The sequence below is a fragment of the Caulobacter sp. P1_B12_2 genome (assembly GCF_056406675.1).
In genome coordinates this window covers 1-24,874 of sequence record NZ_JBFTZS010000002.1, presented here as the reverse complement: position 1 = coordinate 24,874, position 24,874 = coordinate 1, and the positions used below count along the sequence as shown (strand labels likewise).

20 protein-coding genes are annotated in these 24,874 nt (G+C 66.6%); 11 read left to right on the top strand and 9 right to left on the bottom strand.

Features of this window, described 5'->3' with window-relative positions:
- Window positions 1–75 precede the first annotated feature (75 nt).
- The 5 genes from AC1DZ6_RS00275 to AC1DZ6_RS00255 all read left to right on the top strand — a co-directional run bounded on the left by AC1DZ6_RS00275 (window position 76) and on the right by AC1DZ6_RS00255 (window position 4,983).
- The gene (locus AC1DZ6_RS00275) at window positions 76–1,926 is read left to right on the top strand and encodes an amidohydrolase (RefSeq protein WP_477095191.1); all 1,851 of its coding nucleotides are present in this window, start codon (window positions 76–78) and stop codon (window positions 1,924–1,926) included.
- 2 nt (window positions 1,927–1,928) lie between these two features.
- On the top strand, window positions 1,929–2,345 hold the full coding sequence (locus AC1DZ6_RS00270) for a DoxX family protein (protein ID WP_477095190.1): 417 nt from the start codon (window positions 1,929–1,931) through the stop codon (window positions 2,343–2,345).
- Window positions 2,342–3,052 carry a YoaK family protein gene (locus AC1DZ6_RS00265; RefSeq protein WP_477031555.1) on the top strand — a complete coding sequence of 237 codons (711 nt, stop codon included), beginning with the start codon at window positions 2,342–2,344 and terminating at the stop codon, window positions 3,050–3,052. The genes AC1DZ6_RS00270 and AC1DZ6_RS00265 overlap by 4 nt, the downstream gene beginning before the upstream one ends.
- A gap of 292 nt (window positions 3,053–3,344) precedes the next feature.
- On the top strand, window positions 3,345–3,875 hold the full coding sequence (locus AC1DZ6_RS00260; protein ID WP_477095189.1) for a helix-turn-helix domain-containing protein: 531 nt from the start codon (window positions 3,345–3,347) through the stop codon (window positions 3,873–3,875).
- 142 nt (window positions 3,876–4,017) lie between these two features.
- Window positions 4,018–4,983: a proline iminopeptidase-family hydrolase gene (locus tag AC1DZ6_RS00255; protein WP_477095188.1), complete on the top strand. Its 966-nt coding sequence runs from the start codon at window positions 4,018–4,020 to the stop codon at window positions 4,981–4,983.
- Window positions 4,984–5,007: 24 nt separating this feature from the next.
- Here AC1DZ6_RS00255 and AC1DZ6_RS00250 read toward each other — a convergent pair whose 3' ends face one another.
- The gene (locus AC1DZ6_RS00250; RefSeq protein ID WP_477095187.1) at window positions 5,008–5,658 is read right to left on the bottom strand and encodes a response regulator transcription factor; all 651 of its coding nucleotides are present in this window, start codon (window positions 5,656–5,658) and stop codon (window positions 5,008–5,010) included.
- Complete coding sequence (locus AC1DZ6_RS00245) at window positions 5,642–9,529, bottom strand: PAS domain S-box protein (RefSeq protein WP_477095186.1); 3,888 nt, start codon at window positions 9,527–9,529, stop codon at window positions 5,642–5,644. The genes AC1DZ6_RS00250 and AC1DZ6_RS00245 overlap by 17 nt, the downstream gene beginning before the upstream one ends.
- 532 nt (window positions 9,530–10,061) lie before the next feature.
- Between AC1DZ6_RS00245 and AC1DZ6_RS00240 the strand changes: the two genes are divergently transcribed.
- The gene (locus tag AC1DZ6_RS00240) at window positions 10,062–10,661 is read left to right on the top strand and encodes a winged helix-turn-helix domain-containing protein (RefSeq protein ID WP_477095185.1); all 600 of its coding nucleotides are present in this window, start codon (window positions 10,062–10,064) and stop codon (window positions 10,659–10,661) included.
- A gap of 33 nt (window positions 10,662–10,694) precedes the next feature.
- Here the strand turns inward: AC1DZ6_RS00240 and AC1DZ6_RS00235 are convergent, their stop codons facing one another.
- Window positions 10,695–11,669 (bottom strand): alpha/beta fold hydrolase, encoded by a 975-nt coding sequence (locus tag AC1DZ6_RS00235; RefSeq protein ID WP_477095184.1) that lies wholly within the window; start codon window positions 11,667–11,669, stop codon window positions 10,695–10,697.
- Between the two features lie 90 nt (window positions 11,670–11,759).
- Window positions 11,760–12,518, bottom strand: a complete 759-nt coding sequence (locus AC1DZ6_RS00230; RefSeq protein ID WP_477095183.1) for an alpha/beta hydrolase — start codon at window positions 12,516–12,518, stop codon at window positions 11,760–11,762.
- Between the two features lie 300 nt (window positions 12,519–12,818).
- On the opposite strand from AC1DZ6_RS00230, the gene AC1DZ6_RS00225 reads away from it, so the two are divergent.
- Window positions 12,819–13,499, top strand: a complete 681-nt coding sequence (locus AC1DZ6_RS00225) for an isochorismatase family protein (RefSeq protein WP_477095182.1) — start codon at window positions 12,819–12,821, stop codon at window positions 13,497–13,499.
- Window positions 13,500–13,541: 42 nt separating this feature from the next.
- Here AC1DZ6_RS00225 and AC1DZ6_RS00220 read toward each other — a convergent pair whose 3' ends face one another.
- The 3 genes from AC1DZ6_RS00220 to AC1DZ6_RS00210 all read right to left on the bottom strand — a co-directional run bounded on the left by AC1DZ6_RS00220 (window position 13,542) and on the right by AC1DZ6_RS00210 (window position 16,882).
- On the bottom strand, window positions 13,542–14,171 hold the full coding sequence (locus tag AC1DZ6_RS00220) for a pyridoxamine 5'-phosphate oxidase family protein (RefSeq protein ID WP_477095181.1): 630 nt from the start codon (window positions 14,169–14,171) through the stop codon (window positions 13,542–13,544).
- A gap of 42 nt (window positions 14,172–14,213) precedes the next feature.
- The gene (locus AC1DZ6_RS00215) at window positions 14,214–14,645 is read right to left on the bottom strand and encodes an OsmC family protein (RefSeq protein ID WP_477095180.1); all 432 of its coding nucleotides are present in this window, start codon (window positions 14,643–14,645) and stop codon (window positions 14,214–14,216) included.
- Between the two features lie 203 nt (window positions 14,646–14,848).
- On the bottom strand, window positions 14,849–16,882 hold the full coding sequence (locus tag AC1DZ6_RS00210; protein ID WP_477095179.1) for a phytase: 2,034 nt from the start codon (window positions 16,880–16,882) through the stop codon (window positions 14,849–14,851).
- Between the two features lie 214 nt (window positions 16,883–17,096).
- Here AC1DZ6_RS00210 and AC1DZ6_RS00205 point away from each other — a divergent pair, with 214 nt between their 5' ends.
- Window positions 17,097–18,326 (top strand): histidine-type phosphatase, encoded by a 1,230-nt coding sequence (locus AC1DZ6_RS00205; protein ID WP_477095178.1) that lies wholly within the window; start codon window positions 17,097–17,099, stop codon window positions 18,324–18,326.
- Between the two features lie 213 nt (window positions 18,327–18,539).
- Here AC1DZ6_RS00205 and iolG (AC1DZ6_RS00200) read toward each other — a convergent pair whose 3' ends face one another.
- Window positions 18,540–19,526, bottom strand: a complete 987-nt coding sequence (gene iolG / locus AC1DZ6_RS00200; RefSeq protein ID WP_477095198.1) for an inositol 2-dehydrogenase — start codon at window positions 19,524–19,526, stop codon at window positions 18,540–18,542.
- A 30-nt stretch (window positions 19,527–19,556) separates the two neighbouring features.
- Window positions 19,557–20,543 carry an inositol 2-dehydrogenase gene (gene iolG, locus AC1DZ6_RS00195; protein ID WP_477095177.1) on the bottom strand — a complete coding sequence of 329 codons (987 nt, stop codon included), beginning with the start codon at window positions 20,541–20,543 and terminating at the stop codon, window positions 19,557–19,559.
- 168 nt (window positions 20,544–20,711) lie between these two features.
- Here iolG (AC1DZ6_RS00195) and AC1DZ6_RS00190 point away from each other — a divergent pair, with 168 nt between their 5' ends.
- The 3 genes from AC1DZ6_RS00190 to AC1DZ6_RS00180 all read left to right on the top strand — a co-directional run.
- A complete protein-coding gene (locus tag AC1DZ6_RS00190; protein WP_477095176.1) occupies window positions 20,712–21,599 on the top strand; it encodes a MurR/RpiR family transcriptional regulator in 888 nt (295 codons plus the stop codon).
- Window positions 21,600–21,713: 114 nt separating this feature from the next.
- Window positions 21,714–23,639 (top strand): bifunctional 5-dehydro-2-deoxygluconokinase/5-dehydro-2-deoxyphosphogluconate aldolase, encoded by a 1,926-nt coding sequence (locus tag AC1DZ6_RS00185; RefSeq protein WP_477095175.1) that lies wholly within the window; start codon window positions 21,714–21,716, stop codon window positions 23,637–23,639.
- Between the two features lies 1 nt (window position 23,640).
- The coding region (locus AC1DZ6_RS00180; protein WP_477095174.1) for a thiamine pyrophosphate-binding protein at window positions 23,641–24,874 on the top strand (1,234 nt) is incomplete at its 3' end.

Below are 24,874 nucleotides of genomic sequence, written 5' to 3'. Positions count from 1 at the left end.
CCGCTCGATCGCCGCCAAGCCGTCGCCCTCGGCGCGGCCTTTCTTTCCAGTTCCGCTTTCGCTGAAAGGCGCCCCATGTCCGACCTGCTCCTCATCAACGGCAAGTTCACGACCCTTGATCGTAGCAATCCGCGTGCCGACGCCGCCCTGGTCCGGGATGGCAAGTTCGTCGCCGTCGGCGAGGAGGGCGAGGTCCGCGCCGCCGCCGGCCCGAACCCGACGATCATCGACCTGAAGGGTCGCCGCGTGATCCCCGGGCTGATCGACAGCCACATGCACATCATCCGCGGCGGGCTGAACTACAACATGGAACTACGCTGGGACGGCGTGCCGACCCTGGCCGACGCCATGGCCATGCTGAAGAAGCAGGCCGCCAATACGCCGCCACCGCAGTGGGTGCGCGTGGTCGGCGGCTTCACCGAGCACCAGTTCGTGGAAAAGCGCCTGCCGACCTTGGACGAGATCAACGCCGCCGCGCCCGAGACGCCGGTGTTCATCCTCCACCTCTACGACCGCGCCCTGCTGAACCGCGCCGCCCTGCGGGCCGTCGGCTACACCAAGGACACGCCCAACCCGCCCGGCGGCGAGATCCAGCGCGACGCTTCGGGCGAGCCCACCGGCCTGCTGCTGGCCCAGCCCAATGCGACGATTCTCTACGCCACCCTCGCCAAGGGCCCCAAGCTGCCGCCCGAGTATCAGCTGAACTCGACCCGCCATTTCATGCGCGAGATGAACCGCCTGGGCGTGACCGGCGTGATCGACGCCGGCGGCGGCTTCCAGAACTATCCCGACGACTACGAGATCGTCGAAAAGCTGCATGCAGACGACCAGCTGACCCTGCGCATCAGCTACAACCTGTTCACCCAGAAGCCGAAGGCCGAGTTGTCGGACTTCCAGTCGTGGTCCAAGCAGGTCAAGCCGGGCCAGGGCGACGACAAGTACCGCCACAACGGCGCGGGCGAGATGCTGGTCTACAGCGCCGCGGACTTCGAGGACTTCCGCGTCGAGCGGCCTGAGATGCCGGCCAATATGGAAACAGACCTGGAGCCGGTGATCCGCCATCTGGTCGAGAACCGTTGGCCCTGGCGGCTGCACGCCACCTACGACCAGACCATCGACCGGGCGCTGGACGTCTACGAGAAGGTCAACAAGGACATGCCCTTCGACGGGCTGCACTGGTTCTTCGACCACGCCGAGACCATCAGCGACCGCAACATTGACCGCATCGCGGCCCTGGGCGGCGGCATCGCCGTGCAGCACCGCATGGCCTTCCAAGGCGAGTACTTCATCGACCGCTATGGGGCCAAGGCCGCCGAGGCGACGCCGCCGATCAACAAGATGCTGAAGGCCGGCGTCCCGGTGGGGGCCGGCACCGATGCCACCCGCGTGGCCAGCTATAATCCTTGGGTCTCCTTGAACTGGCTGGTGACCGGCAAGACGGTGGGCGGCACGCGCCTCTATCCTCTGGCCAACCGCCTGGACCGCGAGGAGGCCTTGCGCCTGTGGACCACGGCCAACACCTGGTTCTCCAACGAGGAAGGCAAGAAGGGCCAGATCGCCGTTGGCCAACTGGCGGACTTGGCGGTGCTGGCCGACGACTACATGACCGTGCCCGAGGAGGAGATCCCGCACCTGTCGGCGGTCCTGACCCTGCTGGGCGGCAAGGTGGTCCATGGCCAGGGCGAGTATGACAAGCTGGCGCCCAGCCTGCCGCCGCCGATGCCCGACTGGTCGCCGGTGCGCACCTTCGGCGGCTACCAGGAGCGCTCGCGCGGTCACGCCCGCGCCCTGGCCTCGGCCTGCGGCTGCGCCAGCGGCTGCAATGTCCACGGCCACGACCACGCGTCGGCCTATACCCGGCAAGCCCCGGCCGCCGATGCGCGCTCGTTCTGGGGCGCCATGGGCTGCGGCTGCTGGGCGGTGTGATCATGACCACGCCCCAACCCATCGCCGCCCTGCTGCGCGGCCCGGCCTTTGGACCCATCGCGCGCGCCGTCCTCACCACGCCCTATTGGTTCGCCGGCCTCTACAAGTTGACCCATCTGCCCGATGCGCTGGGCGAGGCCGCCCATTTCGGCCTCAAGCCCGCCGGTCTGGTCGYGGCCTTGACGATCATCGTCCAGCTGGGCGGCTCGGTTCTGCTGATCCTGGGTCGGCTGGGCTGGCTAGCGGCCGGCGCCCTGGGCGTCTTCACCGGCTTGGCCACCCTGATCGCCCATCCCTATTGGACGGTTGAAGACCCGGCCGAGCGCTTCCACGCCCTGAACACCTTCCTGGAGCACATCGGCCTGATCGGCGGCTTCATGCTGGCGGCGGCTTTCATCGAGAAGGAGCGTGTCGCATGAGCCCGCGCCCGTTCCTGACCAAGGAGACCCACCTTGCCGGTTTGACCGGTGTGGGCATGGCCTTCGTCGGGGGCTATGTCGACGTGATCGGCTTCGTTTTGTTGTTCGGTCTGTTCGTCGCACACGCCACCGGCAATATCGTCATGCTGGGCGTGGGTCTGGCGGGCGACGCCGGCGGGCTCGCCACCAAGCTTCTGGCCCTGCCGGTGTTCATCGGCGCGGTGGCCGCCACCTATGCGCTGATCCGCTGGCGCAACACCCGAGGCCAGCCTTGCGAGGTTCTGGTCCTGGCCCTGCAGGCGGCTCTGCTGCTGGCCTTTATGCTGCTGACCGTGTGGGCGCTGCCCGCCGCCAGCGCCAACGCGCCGCCGGTCATGCTGGCCGGATTGACGGGGGTGGTCGCCATGGCGGTGCAGAACGTCGGCGCGCGTGTCGTCTTCGCCCATCTGGCGCCGACCACCATGATGACCGGCAACGTCACCCAGATCGCTATCGACCTGGTCGATCTCGCCATCGCCCGCGGCCGCCCGGACGAGGCGCTGAAGGCGCGGATCCGCAAGACCTGGCCGCCGGTCGCCGCCTTCGCGCTCGGCGCCATGGGCGGCGCGGTCGGGGTGCTGGTCGCCGGCGCCTGGAGCCTTGCGATGGGTGTTGTCGTGGTGGCGGTGCTGGCGGTCCTTCACGCCGTCCGGGGCGAGCGGTCATGAACCCGATCGCGATCGCTCTCGCCGCCGTCTTGGCCACCGCTGCGTTCAAGGCCGCCGGCGGTCGCGACGGCGACTTCGTGATGGCGATCATGCAGTACCGCTTTTGACGACGGCTTAAGCCACGGGTCGAACAGCATGACCAAGTCGAACCGTCTTCACTGGCATGGTCGAGGCGAAACCTGCAGCGAGGCCGCCGAATATCAAACTTGACGGGGCTTTACTGCGCTTAACGACACGACTTTGCGCGTCTCTCCTAGGCTGCCGGGTGAAATCATCATGGTGGAGACGACCCATGCAGTATGCCCAAAGCCTTTCAACAATGCGCCCAGCGAGCATGCCCGCGCGCCCTCCGGGCCTGATGACTTTCATGCCAACCGCCCGCGCGCGCCTCGATTCGGGCGTGGATGTCTTCGGCGACGGCCGTGGCCGGCAGATCAGGCAAGACCCGCCGGCGAGCGCGCAAAACGAGCGCTGGGCAGGTCTGCTCCCATGGCAGGTCAAACGGGTCCGTGACTATGTCGACGCGGACCTGCACGGCGCGATGTCGCCGAGGGCGGCGGCGGCTCATGCTCGTCTCAGCCCTGGCTACTTCTCCAGACGGTTTCGCCAGTCCTTTGGCGTCACATTCTCCAGATTCGTGGCGGCTCGGCGCGTCGAACGCGCGCGCGGCCTCTTGGTCGGCGGCGCCGGCAAGCTTTGTGAGATAGCCTTGGCCTGCGGCTTTGCCGATCAGGCGCACTTTACGCGGACGTTCGGCAATCTCATGGGGTGCACACCGGGACGGTGGCGGCGCCAAGCCGCCGGGAGTCGATTGTCGGCCTAGCCGGCCGCCCGGGCGGCGCGGACGGCAGGCCCCTTCCTGGAAATCTTGAGCTTCATTTCGCTTTCTCGTGGCGCCGGCGCGCACGCGCTAGACGCTGTTCAGGCGCGGGGAGCCCCTTCAGTCATCTTCCGGAGTATCGACCATGACCACCAGCAACTGGACCCGTCGGCGCGCCTTGCGATCGGGCGCTAAAATGTTGGGCGCCGCCATGGCGACTTCGGCCGCCGCCTTCTCCGCCGCGCTCCAGACCGAGGGCTACGCCACCGTGCCCGGCGGTAGGATCTTTTGGCGAAAGTTCGGATCGGGCGGCAAGACGCCGTTGCTGACGCTGCACGGCGGTCCCGGATCGTCGCACAATTATCTGCTGCCGCTACAGGCCCTGGCCGACGAACGTCCGGTGATCTTTTACGATCAATTGGGCTGCGGCCGGGCGGACGCGCCGGGAGACGATAGCGTCTACTCGATCCAGCGCTCGGTCGATGAATTGGACGCCGTGCGCGCGGCCCTGGGTCTGGACCGGGTGGTTCTGCTCGGCCACTCGTGGGGTGCGTTGCTGGCCATCGAGTATCTTTGCCAAGGGCGGGGCAGGGGCGTCGACCGCCTGATCCTGAGCGGCGCCATGGCCAGCATTCCGCAGGTCATGGCTGGTTTTGATCGACTGTTCGCCACCATGCCTGAGGGCTGGAGCGACAAGATCCACGCCCTGGAAAAGGCGGGCAAGACAGCCACGCCCGAATATGCCGAGCTCGTCCAGAAGTTCTACGACACCTTCGTCCTGCGGGTTCCGCCTAGCCGGGAGGTGCTGGCGACGCTGGAGGCGCTTTCGAAGTCGCCGGCCTATCGCGTGCTCAACGGTCCCAACGAGTTCACCATCGTCGGCAAGATCAAGGACTGGGATCGTCGTAGAGACCTCAAGGCGATCACCCAGAAGACGCTGATCACCACCGGCGAATTCGACGAGATCACTCTCGATTGCCACGAGACCCTTCGCGACGGGATCGCTGGCAAGGCGCGCCTGGCGGTGATGACCGGATGCTCGCACCTGACGATGAACGAGAAGCCGGGGCAGTATAACGCCCTGCTGCGCGGCTTCATGAACGAGGCGTGAGGCCTCGCCGGCGAGACCACGGGCTCAGAGCTGCGGGCTTGCCTCGGCCCTGGCCAGCCGATCGGCCATCCGCACCAGATCGGCTAAGGACTCTGCCCCCATTTTCTTCATGACCTGGCTGCGGTGAAGCTTCACCGTGGCTTCGGTGATCGCGACGCGGTCGGCGACCTGCTTGTTCAGCAAGCCGGCCGCCACCAAGGCGAAAACCTGCCGCTCACGTTCGGAAAGGGTCTGGTGACGGGCGCGGAGCACCTGGTCGCCCTTGGCCTCTTCCCGGCGTTGCCGGTCCGAGGCCAAGGCCCTGTTCACGGCCTCCAGAAGATCCTGTTCGCGCACTGGCTTGGTCAGCACGTCCACCGCGCCGGCCKTCATCGCCCGAACCGCCATCTGGACGTCGACATGGCCGCTGATCAGTACGACCGACTGGGGTGCGCCGCTTCTGGCCAGAGCTTCCTGGAACTCCAGACCGCTGCGACCCGGCAGCCGAATGTCCAGAACGATGCAACCTGCCCGTTCCATCTGGCCGGAATCCAGAAACCCCTGCACGGACCCGTAGATTTCGGTCACCAGCCCCACGGATTGGAAGAGGCCGCGCAGGGCTTCGCGAACGCTTTCATCGTCGTCGATGACGGCGACGACGCGCTCGCCCTCGCCGTCCTTAGCCGTTGGAAACATCAACGCCGTATCCTTCCGCCAAGGGCAGGGTGAAACTGAACACGCTGCCACGCGACCCGTTGTTGCACGCCCAGATCCTGCCCCCGTGGGCTTCGATGATCGAGCGGCAGATTGAAAGTCCCATGCCGATCCCCTCGGCCTTGGTGCTGAAGAAGGCCTCGAATAGGCGTTCGGGGTCATCGGTCACCAGACCCGGTCCTGTGTCCGTGACCGTCACCATCGCGTCGCCGTCGCGGATCTCGGCGCGCACGGTCAGGCTTCGCGGGCTCTCGGCTGCGGCAGCCATAGCCTCGACGGCGTTCATGACCAGATTCAGCACGACCTGCTGCAACTGGGTGCTATCGCCTCGGATGGCGATGCCGAAATCGCCAAGCTGAGCTTTTGCGACAACGCCGTGGCGCCTGAATTCGCCCTGCAGCAGGTCAAGCACTACGGGAATGACCTCGTCCAGGCGCACCCGGTCCAAACGCGGCGCGGATTTGCGCGCCAGATTACGCAGGCTGGTGATGATGTCGCCCGCCCGATGCCCATCGCGCACGATGCGTTCGGCGGCCTGACGCGCCATGGCGAGATCCGGCGCATCTGCGTTCAGCCAGCGCAAGCACGCCCCGGCATTGGTGACGACCGCCATCAATGGCTGATTGACCTCGTGGGCGATCGACACCGCGAGTTCACCCATGGTCGTCATCCGCGTCATATGGGCCAGTTCATTCTGGCTTTGCCGGAGGTTCTCCTCCGCCCGTTTGCGGTTTTCGATGTCGACATTGACGCCGAACCATTGTGTGAGGTTGCCGGCGCTGTCGAAGAACGGGCACGCCCGGATCAGGAACCAGCGATATTGGCCGTCCGCCCGCAGCAGGCGCAGCTCGGCTTCTCCAGGCGTTCCAGCGGCGATGATCTGGCCCCACAACTCCATGATCGGGTCTCGGTCATCGGGATGTATGTAGTTGGCGAAGCCATAACCCAGGACGTCTTCGAGCTGCGCGCCCGCGTAGTCGAGGTACTGCTGGCTCCAGAATGTCGTAGCTCCGTTCCCTTCGGACGACCACGTCAAGCCGGGGATCGACGAGAGGATCTGTTGCAGATGGCGCTCGCTGTCGCGGAGCGCCGCCTCGCTGTCGCGCAGCGCGTCCTGCGCATCCTTCCTGTCTTCGATGTCGATATTGACGCCAAACCATTCGGTGAGCTGTCCTGCGTCGTCGAAGGAGGGGCTCGCTCGAAAGAGCATCCAGCGATAGCTGCCGTCCGCCCTCCGTAGGCGTGCCTCGTGCTCGTTCGCGACACCCCGGGCCATGGCGGACTCCCATGCGCCAAGCAGTCCCGCGACGTCTTCGGGATGGATCGCGCTCATCCATCCGCCGGACAGCGCCGGCTCGGCCCCCTGGCCGATGTAATCGAGATACTGCTGGCTCAGGAACGTGATGGCGCCGTCCGCGTCGGCCGACCAGACAAGGCCGGGGACCGCATTGATGATGTGCTCAAGCCGGCGCTCGTTGCCCCGAAGCGCGGCCTCGCTGGCGCGCAAAGCCTCCTCTGCTCGCTTTCTGTCCTCAATATCGACAACGATGCCGTACCATTTGAGAACGTTTCCATCGTTGTCCAACAGCGGGCTTTGGCGAAGTGTGAACCACCTGTATTCGCCATCGCGGCCCCTCATGCGGCCTTCCGCCTCCCTAGGCCGCTTTGAAACGACGATCTCGTCCCAGACGGAGCGCAGATGCTCCACGTCTTCGGGATGAAAAAGCCGATAGTAGCCTTCGCCCTCGATCTCCTCGAAGGCGACGCCCGCAAAATCCAGGAAGGGTTGGTTCCACGAATCCAGCATGCCATCGGGTCTTGTCGACCAGACCATGGCGGGGATGGTGCTGATCGTAAGGCTTAGCGCCTGCTCGCTTTGCCGTAGCGCCGCCTCGCTGGCCTTGAGGGCCTCCTCGGTGCGCTTGAGGTCCTCGATATCCAGATCGACCCCGAACCACCGAACGGTTCCGTTCGCGTCGGCAAACTTCTGGCCGGCGAAATAGAACCATCGATACTCTCCGTCGAACCGCCGGATCCGAGCCTGTGCGAGCGAGGTGTCCTTGTCTTGAGCCTGGAGCCAGGCCTCCATCAAGCTGTCCACGTCGTCGGGGTGGATCACGTTGGCGAAGCCGAAGTCCAGGACCTCTTCGGCGGGAAGACCGACGAAGTCCAAGTACCTCTGGTTCACGAAGTCGGCGCTGCCGCCGGCTTGGGCGGACCAGATCAGGACCGGAAGCGAATCCAGGATAAGGCTGACATTGCGCTCGCTCGCCACCACCGCGGCCTCGGCGCATTTGCGATCCTCAATGTCTAGGTTGACGCCATACCAGCGTACGACCTCTCCGTCGGCGTTCAGCAAAGGGCTGCAGCGGCAGATCAGCCAGCGATACTCGCCATCGGCCCGACGTGACCGGCCCTCGATGTCGCCGCCGGCCTTGGAGGCCATCATGACCTGCCATTCGGCCACCATTCGGTCGACGTCGTCGGGATGGAACTGCGCCAGGAACCCCGTTCCCGCCAGCTCTTCAGCGGGCAGCCCGATAAAATCGATGAACTGCTTGTTGAACATGTCGGCGTAGCCTTCGGCCGTGGTCGACCAAGCCATGCCGGGGATAGTGTCGAGCATCAGGCTCAGCGCCCGCTCGCTCTCGCGCAGGGCCGCCTCGCTGGCCCGCAGTGCGTCCTCAGCCCGCTGCAGATCCTCGATGTCGATGTTGCAGCCGAACCATCGCACGACGCCGTTGGCGTCGGTGAGCTTACGGCCCGCGAAATAGAACCAGCGGTACTGGCCGTCGGCGCCGCGGATGCGCCCCTTCAGCGAGGTCTGGTCGCTGTGGGCCAGATCCCGTGTCCAGATCTCGACCATGCCCGCCACGTCGTCGGGGTGATAGAGATCCAGGAAGCCCCATTCCAGGATCTTGTCGGCCGGTTCTCCGGCGTACTCACGCCAGCTTTGATTGATGAAATCGGCGCTGCCGTCGGGCCGTGCGGACCAGACCAGGACCGGCAGCGAATTGATGATCAGGTTGAGGTTCTGCTCGCTCGCTAGCAGGGCGGCCTGGGTCTCCTTGAGCGCTGTCTCGGCGCGCTTGCGATCCTCGATGTCCGTACCCGCTCCGTACCACTTGATGACGTTGCCATCCGCGTCGAACAGCGGGTTCTGCCGCAGCACGAACCAGCGGTACTCGCCATCGGCGCGCCGGATGCGGCCCTCGACATCGCGGGGACGCTTGGTGGCCATGATCTCCTGCCACGAAGCCAGCAGGTGAGCGGTGTCGTCTGGGTGGAAGATCGGCCAGAAGCCCTGGCCGCCGATCTCCTCGGCCGTCCATCCGACATAGTCGACGAAATTCTGATTACAGAAGTCGATCAGTCCGTCCGCCGTCGTCGACCAGGCCATGGTCGGGATGGTGTTGATGGTCAGATGAAGCCGCCATTCGCTTTCCGCCAAGGCCGCCTCGGAAAGGGGCTTGTCGCGAAAGTCCGCGGGCGGCCGCCGGTCGCTCAGTTCACGCATCTCGCGGCACGCCAGGCCGGCCTGTGACGCGGCGAGCTTGAGCTTCGAAAGCTCCATCCGATCCGGGAAGGCGGCGCGGCGCGCGCCGGCCAGGATCACACCAATGCTGGCGTTTCCGCCCAACGGGCATTGGACGACCGACATCGCCTCGCCGCCGATCGTCTGCCTGGCCCCGGACGTCTCGATGGCGGATCCGCTTTCCAAGGCGGCGCGGATGTCTTCAGGCTGGCATGTCTCGCCGAACGCTGGAGCCACGCGCAGGAAGACGTGCGTGGTGTCGTTGAATCGCAGGCCCACGAAATCCAGGGCGAGCATGTCGAGCAAGGTGTCGAGCACGCTTTCCGCGATGGAAGTGGGATCAAGTCCCTTCCAGGTTTCGGGCAGATGGCTCAGGCGCTCGATGTCGCGATGGAGCTGTTCCAGAGTCTGATCTTTCGGTGATCTGGGGCATGACGTGCGAGGGCGCCGCAAAGGAGCCCTGGCCTGTCTCTCCCACGCAGTTCAACCTAACGAAATCGAAGTTCGCGTTCCATCTCAACCAAGGTCTAGCCGTACTCGACGATAGGTTAGGGCGGAAAGTGATTGGTCGTCAGCACGATGGCGCGCGCTGCGGGTTCGCGTCGACACGTCGTGCCAAGGCGCCAGAGCGGCCAAGGTGATGCAAGGCGCTAGGCCCAGCTAGACGAACGTCGAGCAGGACGCGTCCTACGGAGAGAGAAGCGCGACCATGGACGAATTGAACCCGTCCGACACGACACCCTAGCCTCGATGCACAATCAGAGGAGGGTGGCTTGTTGAACCTTTGGAAATCAATTCGCCACCGCCGCGATGCGGGCGGCGTGGATCTGCCGAACGGAGCCGCGTGCTCATGACCCACGCTCCCAGCTTCGCTTTCGGCGAATATCTCTTCATCCCGCGGCGCCAACTACTGCTGAAAAACGGCCAGGCCGTTAGGATCGGGTGCCGGGCCCTGGATCTGCTGACCGCTTTCGTTCAGCGCCCCGGCGAAGTGCTCAGCAAGCGCGAACTGCTCGAAGAGGCCTGGCCCAGCACCACGGTCGTCGAGGGAAATCTCAAGGTCCATATCGCCGCCTTGCGCCGTGCGCTCGACGACGACGCCGACCTGGCCCAGTACATCGCCACCGTGAACGGCCGAGGCTATCGGTTTATCGCGCCCGTCGAGTGTCGCGACGCGTCGACGGCCCTGGCGAGCATGGGGCGCCAAGCGCTGGTCGACGAGGCCCGACACGCAGCTGTCGGGCCGCTGGAAGGTCGCTTCCAAGATATCGTCGCGTTGTTGACCCAGGCAATGCGCTCCGTGGTTATCGACATGCCCGGCGAGGCGGAGGTGGGCGCGGCATCGGCGACGCCGCGCCGCATTCTGTGCATTGAGCTGACCGCCCGTGACGAGGTGTGGATCGAGGGCGTTTTCGCTCAGCCCCAACGTATGATGTCCGCGACGCGGTGAGCGTCGCGGACATCGAACGCTTAGCCACCAAGCCTATTTGGCGACCTTGCGGTCCAGGAAGTCGTGGATCAGCGGCGCCATGACGTCGAGGCGGTCCTCCAGCGCGAAGTGGCCGCTGTCGAGGATGTGGATCTCAGCCTTGGGCAGGTCGCGCAGATAGGGGTGAGCGCCTTCCTCGGGGAAGATCTTATCGTTCTTGCCCCATACGATCAGTGTCGGCGGCTGACGATCACGGAAGAACTTCTGGAAGTCCGGATAGAACGGCACGTTGGAGCCGTAGTCTCCGAGCATGTCCAGCTGGATGTCGCGGTTGCCCGGCCGATCGAGCAGCGCCTGGTCGTGGACCCAGTTGTCGGGGCTGATGCGCGCCACGTCGCCCATGCCGTCGGTGTACTGGAACTTGGTGATGTCCAGCGTGACTAGGTTATTCAGGGCGTCGCGGTTCTTCTGCGAGCGATCCTTCCAGTAGACCTTGATCGGATCCCAGAACGGCGACTGCAGGCCCTCGTCATAGGCGTTGCCGTTCTGGACGATCAGGCCGCTGACCCGTTCGGGATGCTTCAGCGCCAGGCGGTAGCCGATCGGGGCGCCGTAATCCATGACGTAGAGGGTGTAGCGCTTGGCGCCCAGCTGGGTCGCCAGCTTGTCGACGATGTCGGCTTGGTTGGCGAAAGTGTAGGCGAACTTGGCCGGGTCCGGCGCGTCGCTCTGACCGTAGCCCGGATAGTCCGGTGCGATGACGCGGTACTTGTCGGCCAGCAGCGGGATCAGGTTGCGGAACATGTGCGACGACGTGGGAAAGCCGTGCAGCAGCAACACCACTGGGCCGTCGGCCGGACCGGCTTCGCGATAGAACACCTTCACGCCGTCGATCGTAGTCGTTCGGTAGTGGATCACCGGGGGTGCGGGGCGCGTGACCGCGGCCTTTTGGGCCGGGGCGGCCACGGCGTGGGGCGCGGCCGTCAGGGTGACGGCGGCGAGCGCCAGGGACGTGAGCAGTCGAGTCATAGGATCTCCTTGGTCTTTCGGGGCTGGGGTTTTCAGGGTTGAAGGGCCTCGCCGCGCTCTTGGGCGCGCCGAGATCGGCGAGCGGCGCGACTACCGGCTTGCGTCGGCCGCCATCGCGATAAAGTCGGCTACGTAGCCGGGCTTGGAGAGCATCACCGCGTGGCTACTGGTCGTTTCGACGAGCGTGGCCCTGGCCCGCACCGCCATGGCGCGCTGGGCGGCGGGCGGGATCATCAGATCTTGGGTCGTCAGCAGATAGTAGCTGGGCTTGGCCCTCCAGGCCGGCGCGCTGATCTTGGCCCCCACGGCGCCGAGTCCCCATGGCACCTGGGACGCGGCCATGAAGCGAGCGACCGCCGGATCGACGTCGGCGGCGAAGGCCGCCGCGAACTTCGCTGGATCGATCTGAATGAAGCCGTCCTTGGGCGGCAGCAGGGGCGCGGGAGGCGCGCCCGGAACCGGCGTGCTGGCCAGCTGCAGCACTGACTCGCCGGCGTCGGGCGCGAAGGCGGCGAGATAGACCAGGCTCTTGACCTTGGGATCGGCGCCGGCCTCTGTGATCACCGCCCCGCCGTAGGAATGGCCGACCAGGATCACTGGGTGCCGGGCCTGGGCAATGGCTTCCCGGGTCGCCGTGGCGTCGCCCTCCAGGGTGATCGTCGGGTTCTGGACAATGAGGACTTGGTAGCCCTTCTTCGACAGAAGCTCGTAGACCGGACGCCAGCCCGACGCATCGACGAAGGCGCCGTGCACCAGCACGATCGAAACCGGCTTCTCGGCGGCGAGGGCCGCGCCAGTGGCTGCGGAGGCGGCCAAGGCCGCGATCATTCCTACTAGGGCGCGCTTCATTGTGTTCTCCATCGTGCAGCCGAGCCCGAGGTGGGCGCTGGCCGGATGGATAGTCCATTGAAGATCATTGTGGGGGTTAGGTGTAGTAAATATTGGTCATCATGTACGCTCTACTGCCAATGAGGGGATGAAGTGAATTCGTTTGAAAAGACGTAAATTGATCTGAGTCTTCTATTTCATTTCTTTCGCAGGAATTTACGACGCTTTACTCGCTTTGACGGTCTGGATGAAAGATTATCCGCTGGCGTGGAGCGCCCTCAGCGGCGCCGATCTGTGCGCTGAAAATCTTGAGGAAATCCGATGACGACGTCGCCGAAGCCAAAATCGAGCGTCCTGCCCACCGGCGGCGGTGCCGCGCTCCTGGACCCCGCCGACGCGGTGATCCTGCTGCTGGACCACCAGTCGGGCCTGTTCCAGACCGTCAAGGACATCCCTGTGGCGGACCTTCGCCGCAATGTCCAAATGATCGCCAGACTGGCGAGCCTGCTGAACATCCCGGTGATCACGACCGCCTCCGAACCCACCGGCTCGAACGGCCCGCTGATGCCCGAAATCCATCAGCTGGCGCCGCACGCCGTCTATGTGCCGCGCAAGGGCGAGGTGAACGCCTGGGACAACGGCGACTTTGTCGCCAAGGTGCAAGCCACCGGCCGCAAGACCCTGATCATGGCTGGCGTCTGGACCAGCGTCTGCGTGATGTTCCCGGCCCTGGACGCCTGTGCGGCCGGTTACGAGGTCTACGCTGTGGTCGACGCCTCCGGCGATCCCAGCGAAATGGCCTCGCGCACGAGCCTAGCCCGTTTCGTGCAGGGCGGGGTCAAGCCGACATCGACCAACGCGCTGCTCAGCGAGATGCATCGCACCTGGGCGCGTCCCGAAGCCGCGGAGCTTGCCAAGCTCTACGGGTTGGCGGCGCCGAACTACGCGGCGGTCATGGAAAGCTTCCAAACGGCGCAGGCCGCGGCCAAGGCCGCCGTCTAGCGGCGTGGGGGCCGCCCCGACCAGGGCGACCCTCGTACGCGATCAGCGCTCCGTCTGCTCGAGACGTTCCCGCAGCGCGCGGTTCTCGATCTCCAGCGCCTCCAGCTTCTCGTGCAGCGGCTGGACGGCGCGGGCGATTTCGGCCTCGGTGAAACGGGGAATGATATGCTGGGGACAGTTCCAATCGAACGCTGCCAGGCGCAGTCGGAAGATCCTCTCCGGCTTGGCGCGGTAGCTGGGATCTGAGACCCGCGCCATCAGAGCGGGGTCCTCATCAAGCGTCAGACGCTCGGCGTGGGCGAGAATCTTCAGCCTGGCGCGCCGGGGGTAGTCGACCAGGATCAGGGCCACGCGGTCTTTGGCGTCCAGATTGCCGACGCTGATGTACTGGCGATTCCCGCGGAAGTCCGCGAACGCCAGCGTGGTCTCGTCGATGACCTTCAGGAAGCCGGCCGGCCCTCCGCGATACTGTACGTAGGGCCAGCCGTTTTCCGACACGGTCGCCATGTAGAAGCTGTCGCGCGCGGCGATGAAGGCCTGTTCGTTGTCGGTGAACGCCTCGAACTGTCGATCGACTTCCCCGGGCGTCCACAGATGGTCGACGCCCATTTCGGCCTGCGCCGATCTCACGCTCGCTGAGGTGGCGAGATCCAGAAAGCTGTATCGGCTCACGAAGACTTCCTCATCGCAGACACTCCGATGCGGTCGCGGGTCCTAATCGACCAGGGCCGCGTCGAGCGTGATCTCGGCCTTCAGAAGCTTGGAGACCGGGCAGTTGGCCTTGGCGCCCGCGGCCAGCTTCCCGAAAGTCTCCTGATCCGCGCCGGGGATCCTGGCCTTGAGGGTGAGGTGCGAGGCGGTGATCGCATAGCCGCCATCGATTTGCTCGAGCGTAACCTTGGCGGACGTATCCATCTGCTCGGCACGTAGTCCAGCCTCGCCAAGAACCAGCGACAGTGCCATGGTGAAGCAAGCCGAGTGGGCCGCGGCGATCAGCTCTTCGGGATTGGAGCCGGGCTGCCCCTCGAACCGGCTGGCAAAGCCGTAGGGGTAAGCTTGCAGGGCGCCGCTCTCGGTCGAGATCGATCCCTTGCCGTCCTTGATCCCGCCGCTCCACGCGGCCGAACCGGTTCTGACGATCTTCATCGGGTCCTCCTTCAGGTTCGAAGCGTTCAAGGGAGCCATGATCAAGCGTCGCTGGCTTGAACGAAAGCGGCTTTCCAGGACGGCGAGGCGAATCCTGGAGCGAGCAAATGAAGGTCAGCTTCCAGGAGCGACCCCAAGGTCCGCTCCTGGCGCATGTCGGCTATCGGCATGACGGCTTTCGACCATCACGCCGATAGTGCGGCTCAATCGAGCCCAAGTTTCCGCGCGATCGCCGACCAGGGCACGAGCTTGAAGTTCTGGTTCTCGGGCGGTGAGACGTTGCGGCCGTCCTGGGCGATGAAGGCGCCGCCTTCCAGGCCCGCGCCCAGCGAGGCGCTGGTGACGTCCAATCCGTCGGTCTCGGAGATCCCGTCGATGCCGCTGGCGCCGTCGGCGATCACCGCGAAGCTGCCGACATAGGCGTTGTCGCCCTCGCGCCGGAACAGGGCGTAGCTGTTGTTGCCCTGGCTGGAGACCACCAGATAGCCCTTGCCGCCGGCCTGGGCGTAGAGGCCGACGCCTTCCAGGTCGTCCTTCAGGGCGGGGTTGTCGGCGACGCGGACGACGGCCTTGCGGGCCGTTCCCGTGGCCGGCTCGGCGCCCAGCTTCCACAGCGCGACGTCCTCCTCGGCGACATAAAGCGCGCCGGTTTCGTCGTCGGCGACGCAGCCCTCGGTCTGGGTGTCGAACTTCACGTCGCGCACCTTTTCGGCGCGGACCTTGCCGGCCGCCGTTGCGACCAGCTTCCACTGCCGGACCAGACCATCGGGATCGCTGATGAACACGAAGGTCGCGCCCTTGCGGTTGCGATACATGCACAGGCCGTAGGGGTCCGACAGGCCGGTGGCCTGGACGCCGTCGGCGACGCTGGTCAGTTGGCGGGTGCCGGGATCGATCGTGTAGATCGCGATGGCCTTGTGCGTGCGGTCGCTGGCCGTGACCAGGGTGACGCTCTTGCCGCCCAACTTGAAACCGTGGCGCAGGTCGACATTGTTCATCTTGCCGTCGGGCAGGTACTGCAGCGGCTTGCCCGACAAGTCATAGACCAGCATGCCGCCCTTCTTGTCGGTGGCGATGACGGCGCTCTTGGTCGGGTCGGTCGGGTGGACGTAGATGGCCGGATCGTCGGCCGCGTCGCCGCCGTGCTCGACTGGCTGGGTCTCCATCGTCGCCTTGACCAGGGCCAGCTTGCTGGCCGCGACGACCGGCGCGTCGGCGCCGGGCGAGACGTTCAGGGCGGCGGCGACCTCCTTCCAGGACAGCACCTGGGTGTTGGCGCCGGCCTTACGATCGTCGGTGACCAGCAAGACGCCGGCTGGCAGGCCCGCCCCGACAGGCGCGCGCAGACCGAACAGGCCGGAGGGACCTTGCAGCACGTCCGCGCCGTTCGCCTGAATGCGGAACGCGCCCAGGAAGCGGTCGTCGGCGTTGCGGTCATAGACGTTGTAGTCGCCGCCGCCGGCGTTGGCGGCCACCAGGTAGTTGCCCTGCGGGCCGCCGTTCAGGACGGCCAGGCCGCCGACMTCGCCCTTGATGCGGCCCAGGCGATTTATGTCGACCACGGTCGCCACGGCCTCGGCCTCGGGATCGGCGTCGTAGCGCCAGATGCCGACCGCCTGCTGGGCGACATAGAGCGTGCCGGTGGCGTCGTCGGCGACGCAGTACTTGGCTTCGGACGACAGGTGCAGGCGGCGCACGATGCGACCGTCCAACTTGCCGTCGGCGGCTTGGAACAGCAGCCACTGGTCCAGTTCGCCCTCGCCGCCCAAGGTGAAGGCGTAGAGCGCGCCGTCGCGAGCGCTTTTGTGCAGGCACAGGCCTTCACCGGCATAGCCCAGGGTCAGAGGACGTGCGTCGAGGCCGGCGGCGGTTCCGCTGGCGAACTCGTAGCGCGACAGGCGCAGGCGGCCGTCCTTGCGGTCCAGCACGGCGATCAGGTCGCCGCGCACGTCGACGCCATAGGTCTCGCCGCCGGGCAGGGCCGAGCGGCGCTGACCGTCCAGGCCGTAGACCTCCAACCCGCCCAACTCGCCGGTCGCGGCGATGACGCTTTGGGTCGGATCGGCGGCGTTGTAGAGCAGGGCCGAGGCGTTGGCGCCGCCCTCGGCGGTCGCGACCGTCGCGCCGACCGGGGCGACGCTGACGGTCTGGGGTTTGACGGTCTGGGCCAGGGCCGGCGCGGCGATCATCAGGGCCAAGGCGCTGGCGGCGGCGAAGGTGGTGCGGCGATGGATCATGTGGTCCCCCTGATGTCGCATCTGAAATCGTGCGACCTAGCTAGAGCGCTCGCCCTGACGTCCCGCTGACGAAACCGAGCCGTCTGAAAAAAATGCACTGAAAATTCTAATCGAGTTGCAAAATAGAATATCCGTTCGTACAACTCGGTCAACAGTCAAGCCGCCGAAGGTGAGCGGCGAGGGAGGCGTTATGGCGAGACTTCGATACGCGTTGATGACGGCCGCGATGATCGCCGGGCCCATGATCGCGGCCCCGGCGAACGCCGCCTCGAACGGCGGCCCGACCGGCGACCTGAAGCTGGACCGCACGGTCATGCTGATGCGCCACAGCGTCCGCCCGCCGACCAAGTCGCCCGCCACGCCGCGAGGCACGACTGCCCAGCCGTGGTCGACCTGGACCACGCCGTTCGGCGAGCTGACCCCGCACGGGATCGAAGGCGCGCGATTGATGGGCGTCTATAACCGCACCTTCCTGGCCTCGCGGGGGCTGATCCCCGTCGCCGGCTGCGCGCCCAAGGGCGAGATCGTGGTCTGGGCCAGCGGCAAGTCGCGGGCCATCAAGACCGCCGAGTCGTTCGTCGAAGGCCTGCAGCCCGGCTGCGGCATCGTCGTCGACCATCCCGAGACCGAAGACAACGATCCGGTCTTCCATCCGGCCGAAGGCGTCGACGGCGACATCGCGTTGAAGGCCGCCCAGCGGCAGAAGCCGGGCGTCCATGCCGAGGCGCGCTTGCATGCGGCGGACTTCGCGGTGCTGCAACACGTGTTGGGCTGCGATCAGCAGACGAAGGCCGGCTGCGACATCGCCAAGCGTCCGTCTGAGCTGAAGGGCAATACGGGCGACAGCCCGGACCTGGAAGGCGCCTTGTCGGTCGCCTCTACGGCAGGCCAGACCGTCCTGCTGGAGTATGTCGAGGGCAAGCCGATGAACGAGGTCGGCTGGGGCCGCGCCTCCAAGGCCGACATCCACGCCATGCTCCGCTTCCACCCGGTGAAGTTCAACTACGAGGTCGGCGCGCCCTACATCGCCGAGCGCTACGCCGCGCCGATCGCCAAGAGGGTGCTGTCGGCCCTGAACGGCGAGGCCGACACGGGCCGCCTGACCCTGCTGGTCGGCCACGACACCAACATCGCCGCGCTGCGCGCCTTCTTCGGCGCCCACTTCACCGCCGCCGACTATCCCCAGGACGATCCGCCGCCCGGCGGCGCCATGGGCTTCGAGCTGCTGAAAGACAGCGGCGGCCACGCCTTCGTCCGCGCCTTCTACACGGCGCAGAGCATGGACCAGCTGCGCGAGCTGCGACCGCTGACCACCGCCAACCCGCCCGCCTTCTCGTACTTCCCGATCCCGGGATGCGGCGTGAAGGGCGACGCCACGGTGTGTCCGCTGGAGACCTTCCAAAAGATCGTCGGCGGCAAGCTGGCCAGCCCGGCGAAGAACTGACCCTCTCGATCTTGGTGCACCTGCAGGGCGGTCCGCGAGGGCCGCCCTTCTTTTTTTCTTCTCCCCTTGCGGGAGAAGGTGGTCTCCGAAGGCGGTCGGATGAGGGGCCTCTCAAACGTCAAACGAAGAAGGGGTCGCACGGCTTTCGCTCGTGCGACCCCTCATCCGTCGGCTGCGCCGACACCTTCTCCCGCAAGGGGAGAAGGAAGGCGCCTACAGCTTCACGACCTGTCCGGTCTTCRCCGACTGGCCGGCGGCCTCCGCCAGGGCCAGGGCCTCCACGCCGTCGACATAGCCGACCGACGGCAGCTCATCCCCACGCAGGATCCCCGCGAAGTGCGCCATCTCGCGGCGATAGGCTTCTGCGTAGCGATCGAGGAAGAAGTTTTGGAAGCTGTCGCTGGCCGCGCCGGCCTCGCCCCACACCGACACGGTGCTTTCCGTTACATTGTCGGCCCGCACCAGGCCCTTGGCGCCGAACGCCTCGATGCGCTGATCGTAGCCGTAGCCGCTGCGGCGGCTGTTGGAGATCACGCAGATCTTGCCCGAGGCGGTGCGCAGCAGGATCTTGGCGGTGTCGACGTCGCCGGCCTCGCCGATGGCTGGATCGACCAGGCAGCTGGCGGCGGCGAACACCTCCACGACCGGTTCGTCCAGCAGCCAGCGGGCCATGTCGAAGTCGTGGATGGCCATGTCCTTGAACAGGCCGCCCGAGACCTTCACGTACGAGACCGGCGGCGGGGCCGGGTCATGGCTGGTGATGTGCACGGTCTCCAATGCGCCCACAACGCCGCTGGTCAGCCGGTCCTTCAGGCCCTGGAAGTTGGGATCGAAGCGACGGTTAAAGCCCAGGAACAGCTTGACGCCCTTGGCGCCCAGCACGCCCTGCGCCGAACGGGCGCGGGCTAGGTCCAGGTCGATCGGCTTCTCGCAGAACACCGCCTTGCCCGCCGCCACGGCCTTCAGGCAGTAGTCGAGGTGGGTGTCGGTGGAGCTGGCGACGATGACGCCCGCGACCGTCGGATCGTTGAGGGCGGTCTCCAGGTCGGTGACGCCGGCGCCGGTCTCGGCGGCGAGGCTGTCGGCGGCCACGGCCACCGGATCGACCACGTATTTCAGCCGCAGGCCGGGCTGGCCGCCGACGTTCTTGGCGTGGATGCGGCCGATACGGCCGGCGCCCAAAATGGCGATTTGGTGCATGGCGATGTCGTGCATGGGAACCTCGATACTCTAGAGTCTAACGGGTGCGCCGGTCGCCGCCGAACGGGCGGCGGCCTCGGCCAATTCCAGGGAAGCGACGCTGGCGGCGAAGCCGGTCTCAGGCGCGGCCTTGCCTTCCAGAATGTCGGCGAAATGATCCATCTCGGCGGCGTAGGCGCCGGCGTAACGATCGATGAAGGCGTACGGAAAGCGGTCCGCCCTGGCACCGCTCTCGCCCCACACCGACACGGCGGTGTTGGTCAGGTTGTCGACCCGCGCAGCGCCCTTGGAGCCGAAGGCTTCGATGCGCTGGTCGTAGCCGTAGCCGCTGCGGCGGCTGTTGCTGATCATGCACAGGCGGCCGGTGGCGGTGGTCAGCACGACCTTGGCGGTGTCGACATCGCCCAGACGGCCGATCTCCGGATCGATCAGGCAACTGGCCCAGGCGAACACCTCGACCGGCCGCTCGCCCATCAGCCACGGGGCCAGGTCGAAGTCGTGGATGGTGAAGTCCTTGAACAGGCCGCCGCTGGTCGGGATGAAGGCCAGGGGTGGGGTGGCCGGATCGTGATTGACGATGTGCAGACTTTCCAGCTTGCCGATCTCGCCGCTGTCGATCCTGGCCTTCAGGGCCTGGTAGTGCGGATCGAAGCGACGGTTGAAGGCCACGAACAGCTTGCCTTCCGCATTCTCCAGCTCGTCCGAGGCGGCCAGCAGACGGGCCAGCTCCAGGTCCAGCGGCTTTTCGCAGAACACCCGCTTGCCTGCCCGCAGCGCGGACAGAGCATTATCGAGATGGGCGTCGGTCGAGCTGGCGACGATGATCCCCTTGATCTGCGGATCGGCGAGAACCTCGTCGAACGAGGCTGGCTGGGCGCCAAGGGCCTGGGCCAGCGGGCCGGCGACTTCGGGGCGGGGGTCGACGAGGGCGACCAGGTCCAGGCGGGGATTGGCGGCGGCGTTGCGGGCGTGGATCGCCCCCATCCGGCCGGCGCCCAGTTGAGCCACCTTGATCACGTCCGTTGCCCCCGATCGGCGGTTCTGTCCGACCGCGTTCCATTATCATGTAATATGGAACAAAAATTCCTTCTAGATGGAAAGTGGAACGCGGCGAGAAATCTGATGCGTTTGTGTTCGCTGGCGGAACGGATATTCTAAAACCGGAGCGATCATATCGAGGGACCGATGGACGAAGCGACCCCAGCGCTGGAAGTTGCGCCGAAGACGGCCGAGGAGCTGCGCGCGGCGATCCTCGAGCGCTACGACTCGCTGAGCAAGCGCCTGCAGCAGATCGCCCGCTATGTGTTGGACGAGCCCAACGAGATGGCGCTGGAGACCCTGGCGGTGATCTCCGAACGTTGCGGCGTGCAACCTTCGGCCATCGTCCGGTTCGCCAAGACCTTCGGCTATCCCGGCGCCAGCCAGATGCAGCGGCTGTTCCGCGACGGCCTGCTGTCGGGCCACGCGGCGCTGGGTTACGGCGAACGGGTGCGCCACTTCAACGAGGCGGTGGCCAAGAAGCCGGACGGCGGGGCCGACGTGCTGGCCGAATTCGTCGAGGGCAACACCCTGGCCCTACAGAACCTGGCCCAGACGGTCAGCGAGGCCGACATGGCCCAGGCCGTGAAGATGATCGACAAGGCCGAGACGGTCTATGTGGTCGGCTTCCGTCGCTCGTTCCCGGTGGCTTCCTACCTGGCCTATTCGCTGCAGCAGGTGAACAAGCGCACCCTGTTCATCGACGGCGTGGCCGGGCTGACCAAGCAGCAGGTCCAGACCATCGGGCCCAAGGACGTGCTGATCGCGGTCAGCTACCACCCCTATGCCGAGGAGACCATCCAGGCGGTCGAGATGGCCGCGGCGCGCGGGGCTGCGATCCTGTCGATCAGCGACAGCCTGGTCAGCCCGATCGCCAAGCCCGCCGCCCTGGTGCTGCACGTGCGCGAATCGGAGGTGCGGACCTTCCGCTCGCTGGCCGCCTCGATCTGCCTGGCCCAGGCCCTGGTCATCGGATTCGCCTTCGAGAGCTCGCGCGCCAAGGGGCGCTCGGCCAAGGCCGCCAAGTCGGGCTGAACGGGCTGTTCCATTCCGCTCCAAAAATGAAATGGATATTGCAAGCGTTCCAGAGTTAGAATATGCGTTACATATCGCCGGCGGAGAGCCGGCTCCAAGTGACGTGGAACTGGCATGGCGCAGGACGCTAAAACTCTCGATCTGATCGCCGTCGGCCGTTCCAGCGTGGACCTGTACGGCCAGCAGATCGGTGGTCGACTGGAGGACATGGCCTCCTTCGCCAAGTATCTGGGCGGCAGCCCGACCAACACCGCCTCGGGCGGCGCGCGCCTGGGCCTGAAGACCGGCCTGCTTACCAGGGTCGGCGCCGACCACATGGGCCGCTTCATCCGCGAACAGCTGGCCCGCGAGGGCGTCGACGTGGCCGGCGTGCTGACCGACGACCAGCGCCTGACCGCCCTGGTGATTCTGGGCATCCGCGATCGCGACACCTTCCCGCTGATCTTCTATCGCGAGAACTGCGCCGACATGGCGCTGGAGGCGGGCGACGTCGACGAGGCCTGGTTCGCAAAGGCCGGCGCGGTGCTGATCAACGGCACGCACCTGTCGCAGCCCAACGTCTATGCCGCCAGCCTGAAGGCGGCCAAGGCGGTGAAGGCGGCTGGGGGCAGGGTGGCCTTCGACATCGACTACCGCCCGGTGCTGTGGGGCCTGACCGGCAAGGACGCCGGCGAGAACCGTTTCGTCGCCAATCCTGCGGTGACCCAGAAGCTGCAGGAGGTGCTGACCCTCTGCGACCTGATCGTCGGCACCGAGGAAGAGATCCACATCCTGGGCGGCACGACCGACACCGTGGCCGCCCTGCGCGCCATCCGCGAACGGTCCGACGCCCTACTGGTCTGCAAGCGCGGCCCCGATGGCTGCGTCGCCTTCCCGGGCGCGGTGCCCGACAGCCTGGACGACGGCGTCAGCGCCCGCGGCTTCCGGGTCGAGGTGTTCAACGTGCTGGGCGCCGGCGACGCCTTCATGKCCGGCTTCCTGCGCGGCTGGCTGCGCGACGAGCCCGTCGAGACCTGCTGCGAGTGGGGCAACGCCTGCGGGGCCATTGTCGTCTCGCGCCACGGCTGCGCCCCGGCCATGCCGACCTGGATCGAGCTGGAACAGTTTCTGAGCGAGCGCGAGCGACCGTTCCGCCTGCGCGAGGACGTCGACCTGGAGCACGTCCACTGGGCCACCACCCGCGAGGGCGTGCACGATGAGCTGACGGTCCTGGCCATGGACCACCGCAGCCAGTTCGRGGACCTGATCGCCGAGACCTGCGGCGACGCCGCGCGCATCCCGCACTTCAAGACCCTCGCCCTGCGCGCCGTCGAGGCCGTGGCCGGCGGCGACCACCGGTTCGGCGTGCTGCTGGACGGCCGCTTCGGTTTCGACGCCCTGGCCCAGGCCGCCGATCGTCCGTACTGGATCGGCCGCCCCATCGAGCTGCCCAAGTCGCGGCCGCTGGTGTTCGAAAGCTCGGCCGACGTGGCCACCGAGCTGGCCGAATGGCCGCTGAACCATGTGGTCAAGTGCCTGGTCTTCTACCATCCCGACGATGAGATCGAGCTGCGCGAACGCCAGGAGCGCCAGCTGCTCCGGCTGTTCGACGCCTGCCGCAAGACCCGCCACGAACTGCTGGTCGAGGTGATCCTGCCCAAGGGCATGGACAGCGACTCCCGCACCGTGGCCCGCGCCATCCGCCGCCTCTACGCCATCGGCGTGCGGCCGGACTGGTGGAAGCTGGAGCCCGTCGCCGACCCCGCCGCCTGGCGCGAGATCGAGCTGGCGGTCAACGAGAACGATCCGCTCTGCCGCGGCGTGGTGCTGCTGGGCCTGTCGGCCCCAGAGGCCGAACTGCTGGCTTCGTTCGAGATCGCCGCGCGGTTCCCGATCATCAAGGGCTTCGCCGTCGGCCGGACGATCTTCTACGATGTGGCCCGCGAGTGGCTGAGCGATCGCCTCGACGACGATGCGGCCGTGCGGGCCCTGGCCGGCAAGCTCACGGTGTTGGTCGAGGCCTGGCGCCGGGCCCGCGCCGCTGGGGAGAAGGCCGCGTAAAATGAGTACTGTCCGCCTCACCGCCGCCCAGGCGACCGTCCGCTGGCTGAGCCAGCAGCATGTCGAGACCTCCAAGGGGATCGTGCCGTACTTCGCCGGCGTCTGGGCGATCTTCGGCCACGGCAATGTCGCCGGACTGGGCGAAGCCTTGCACGGCGTCCGCGACGTCCTGCCGACATACAGAGCCCACAACGAGCAGGGTATGGCCCATGCCGCCATCGCCTACGCCAAGCAGTCGCGGCGCGAGCGGGCCATGGTCTGCACCAGCTCGATCGGCCCCGGCGCGACCAACATGGTCACCGCCGCCGCCCTTGCCCACGTCAACCGCCTGCCAGTGCTGTTCCTCCCCGGCGATGTCTATGCCAGCCGCCGGCCCGACCCGGTGCTGCAGCAGGTCGAGGACTTCGGCGACGGCACGATCAGCGCCAACGACTGCTTCAAGCCGGTCTCGCGCTATTTCGACCGCATCGTGCGGCCCGAGCAGATCCTCGACTGCCTGCCGCGCGCCCTGGCCACGATGCTGGATCCGGCGACCTGCGGACCGGCGACCCTGGCCTTCTGCCAGGACGTCCAGGCCGAAGCCTTCGACTACCCCGAAGCCTTCTTCGACAAGCGCATCTGGCGCATCCGCGCGCCCCAGCCCGACCCGCGCGAGCTGGACGACCTGGTCGCCCTGATCAAGGGTGCCAAGGCGCCGCTGATCGTCGCCGGAGGAGGGGTGTTGTACGCCCGCGCCGAGGCGGCCCTGGCGGCCCTGGCCTTCGACACCGGGGTGCCGGCAGCCGAGACGCAGGGCGGCAAGGGTTCGCTGGTCTGGGATCATCCGCGCAACCTGGGCAGCGTCGGGGTCACAGGCTCGTCGGCCGCCAACGCCGCCGCCGAGGCCGCCGACCTGATCGTCGGGATCGGCACGCGGTTGCAGGACTTCACCACCGGTTCGAGGGCCCTGTTCGGCGCGCCGGGGCGCAAGCTGGTGCAGGTCAATGTCGCCCCCCACGACGCCCACAAGCATGGCGCGGCCAGCGTGGTCGCAGACGCCGGGGCGGTGGTCGCCGCCCTGGCCGAGCGCCTCGCCGGCTGGACGACATCATCGACTTGGGCCGACGAGACCGTCGGCCGCATCGCGGGCTGGAACACGATTTACGACGCCGCGACGACGCCCGACGAGCGAGCTCTGCCGACCGACGCCCAGGTGCTGGGCGCGGTGTCGCGCGCCGCCTCGGACGATGCGGTGG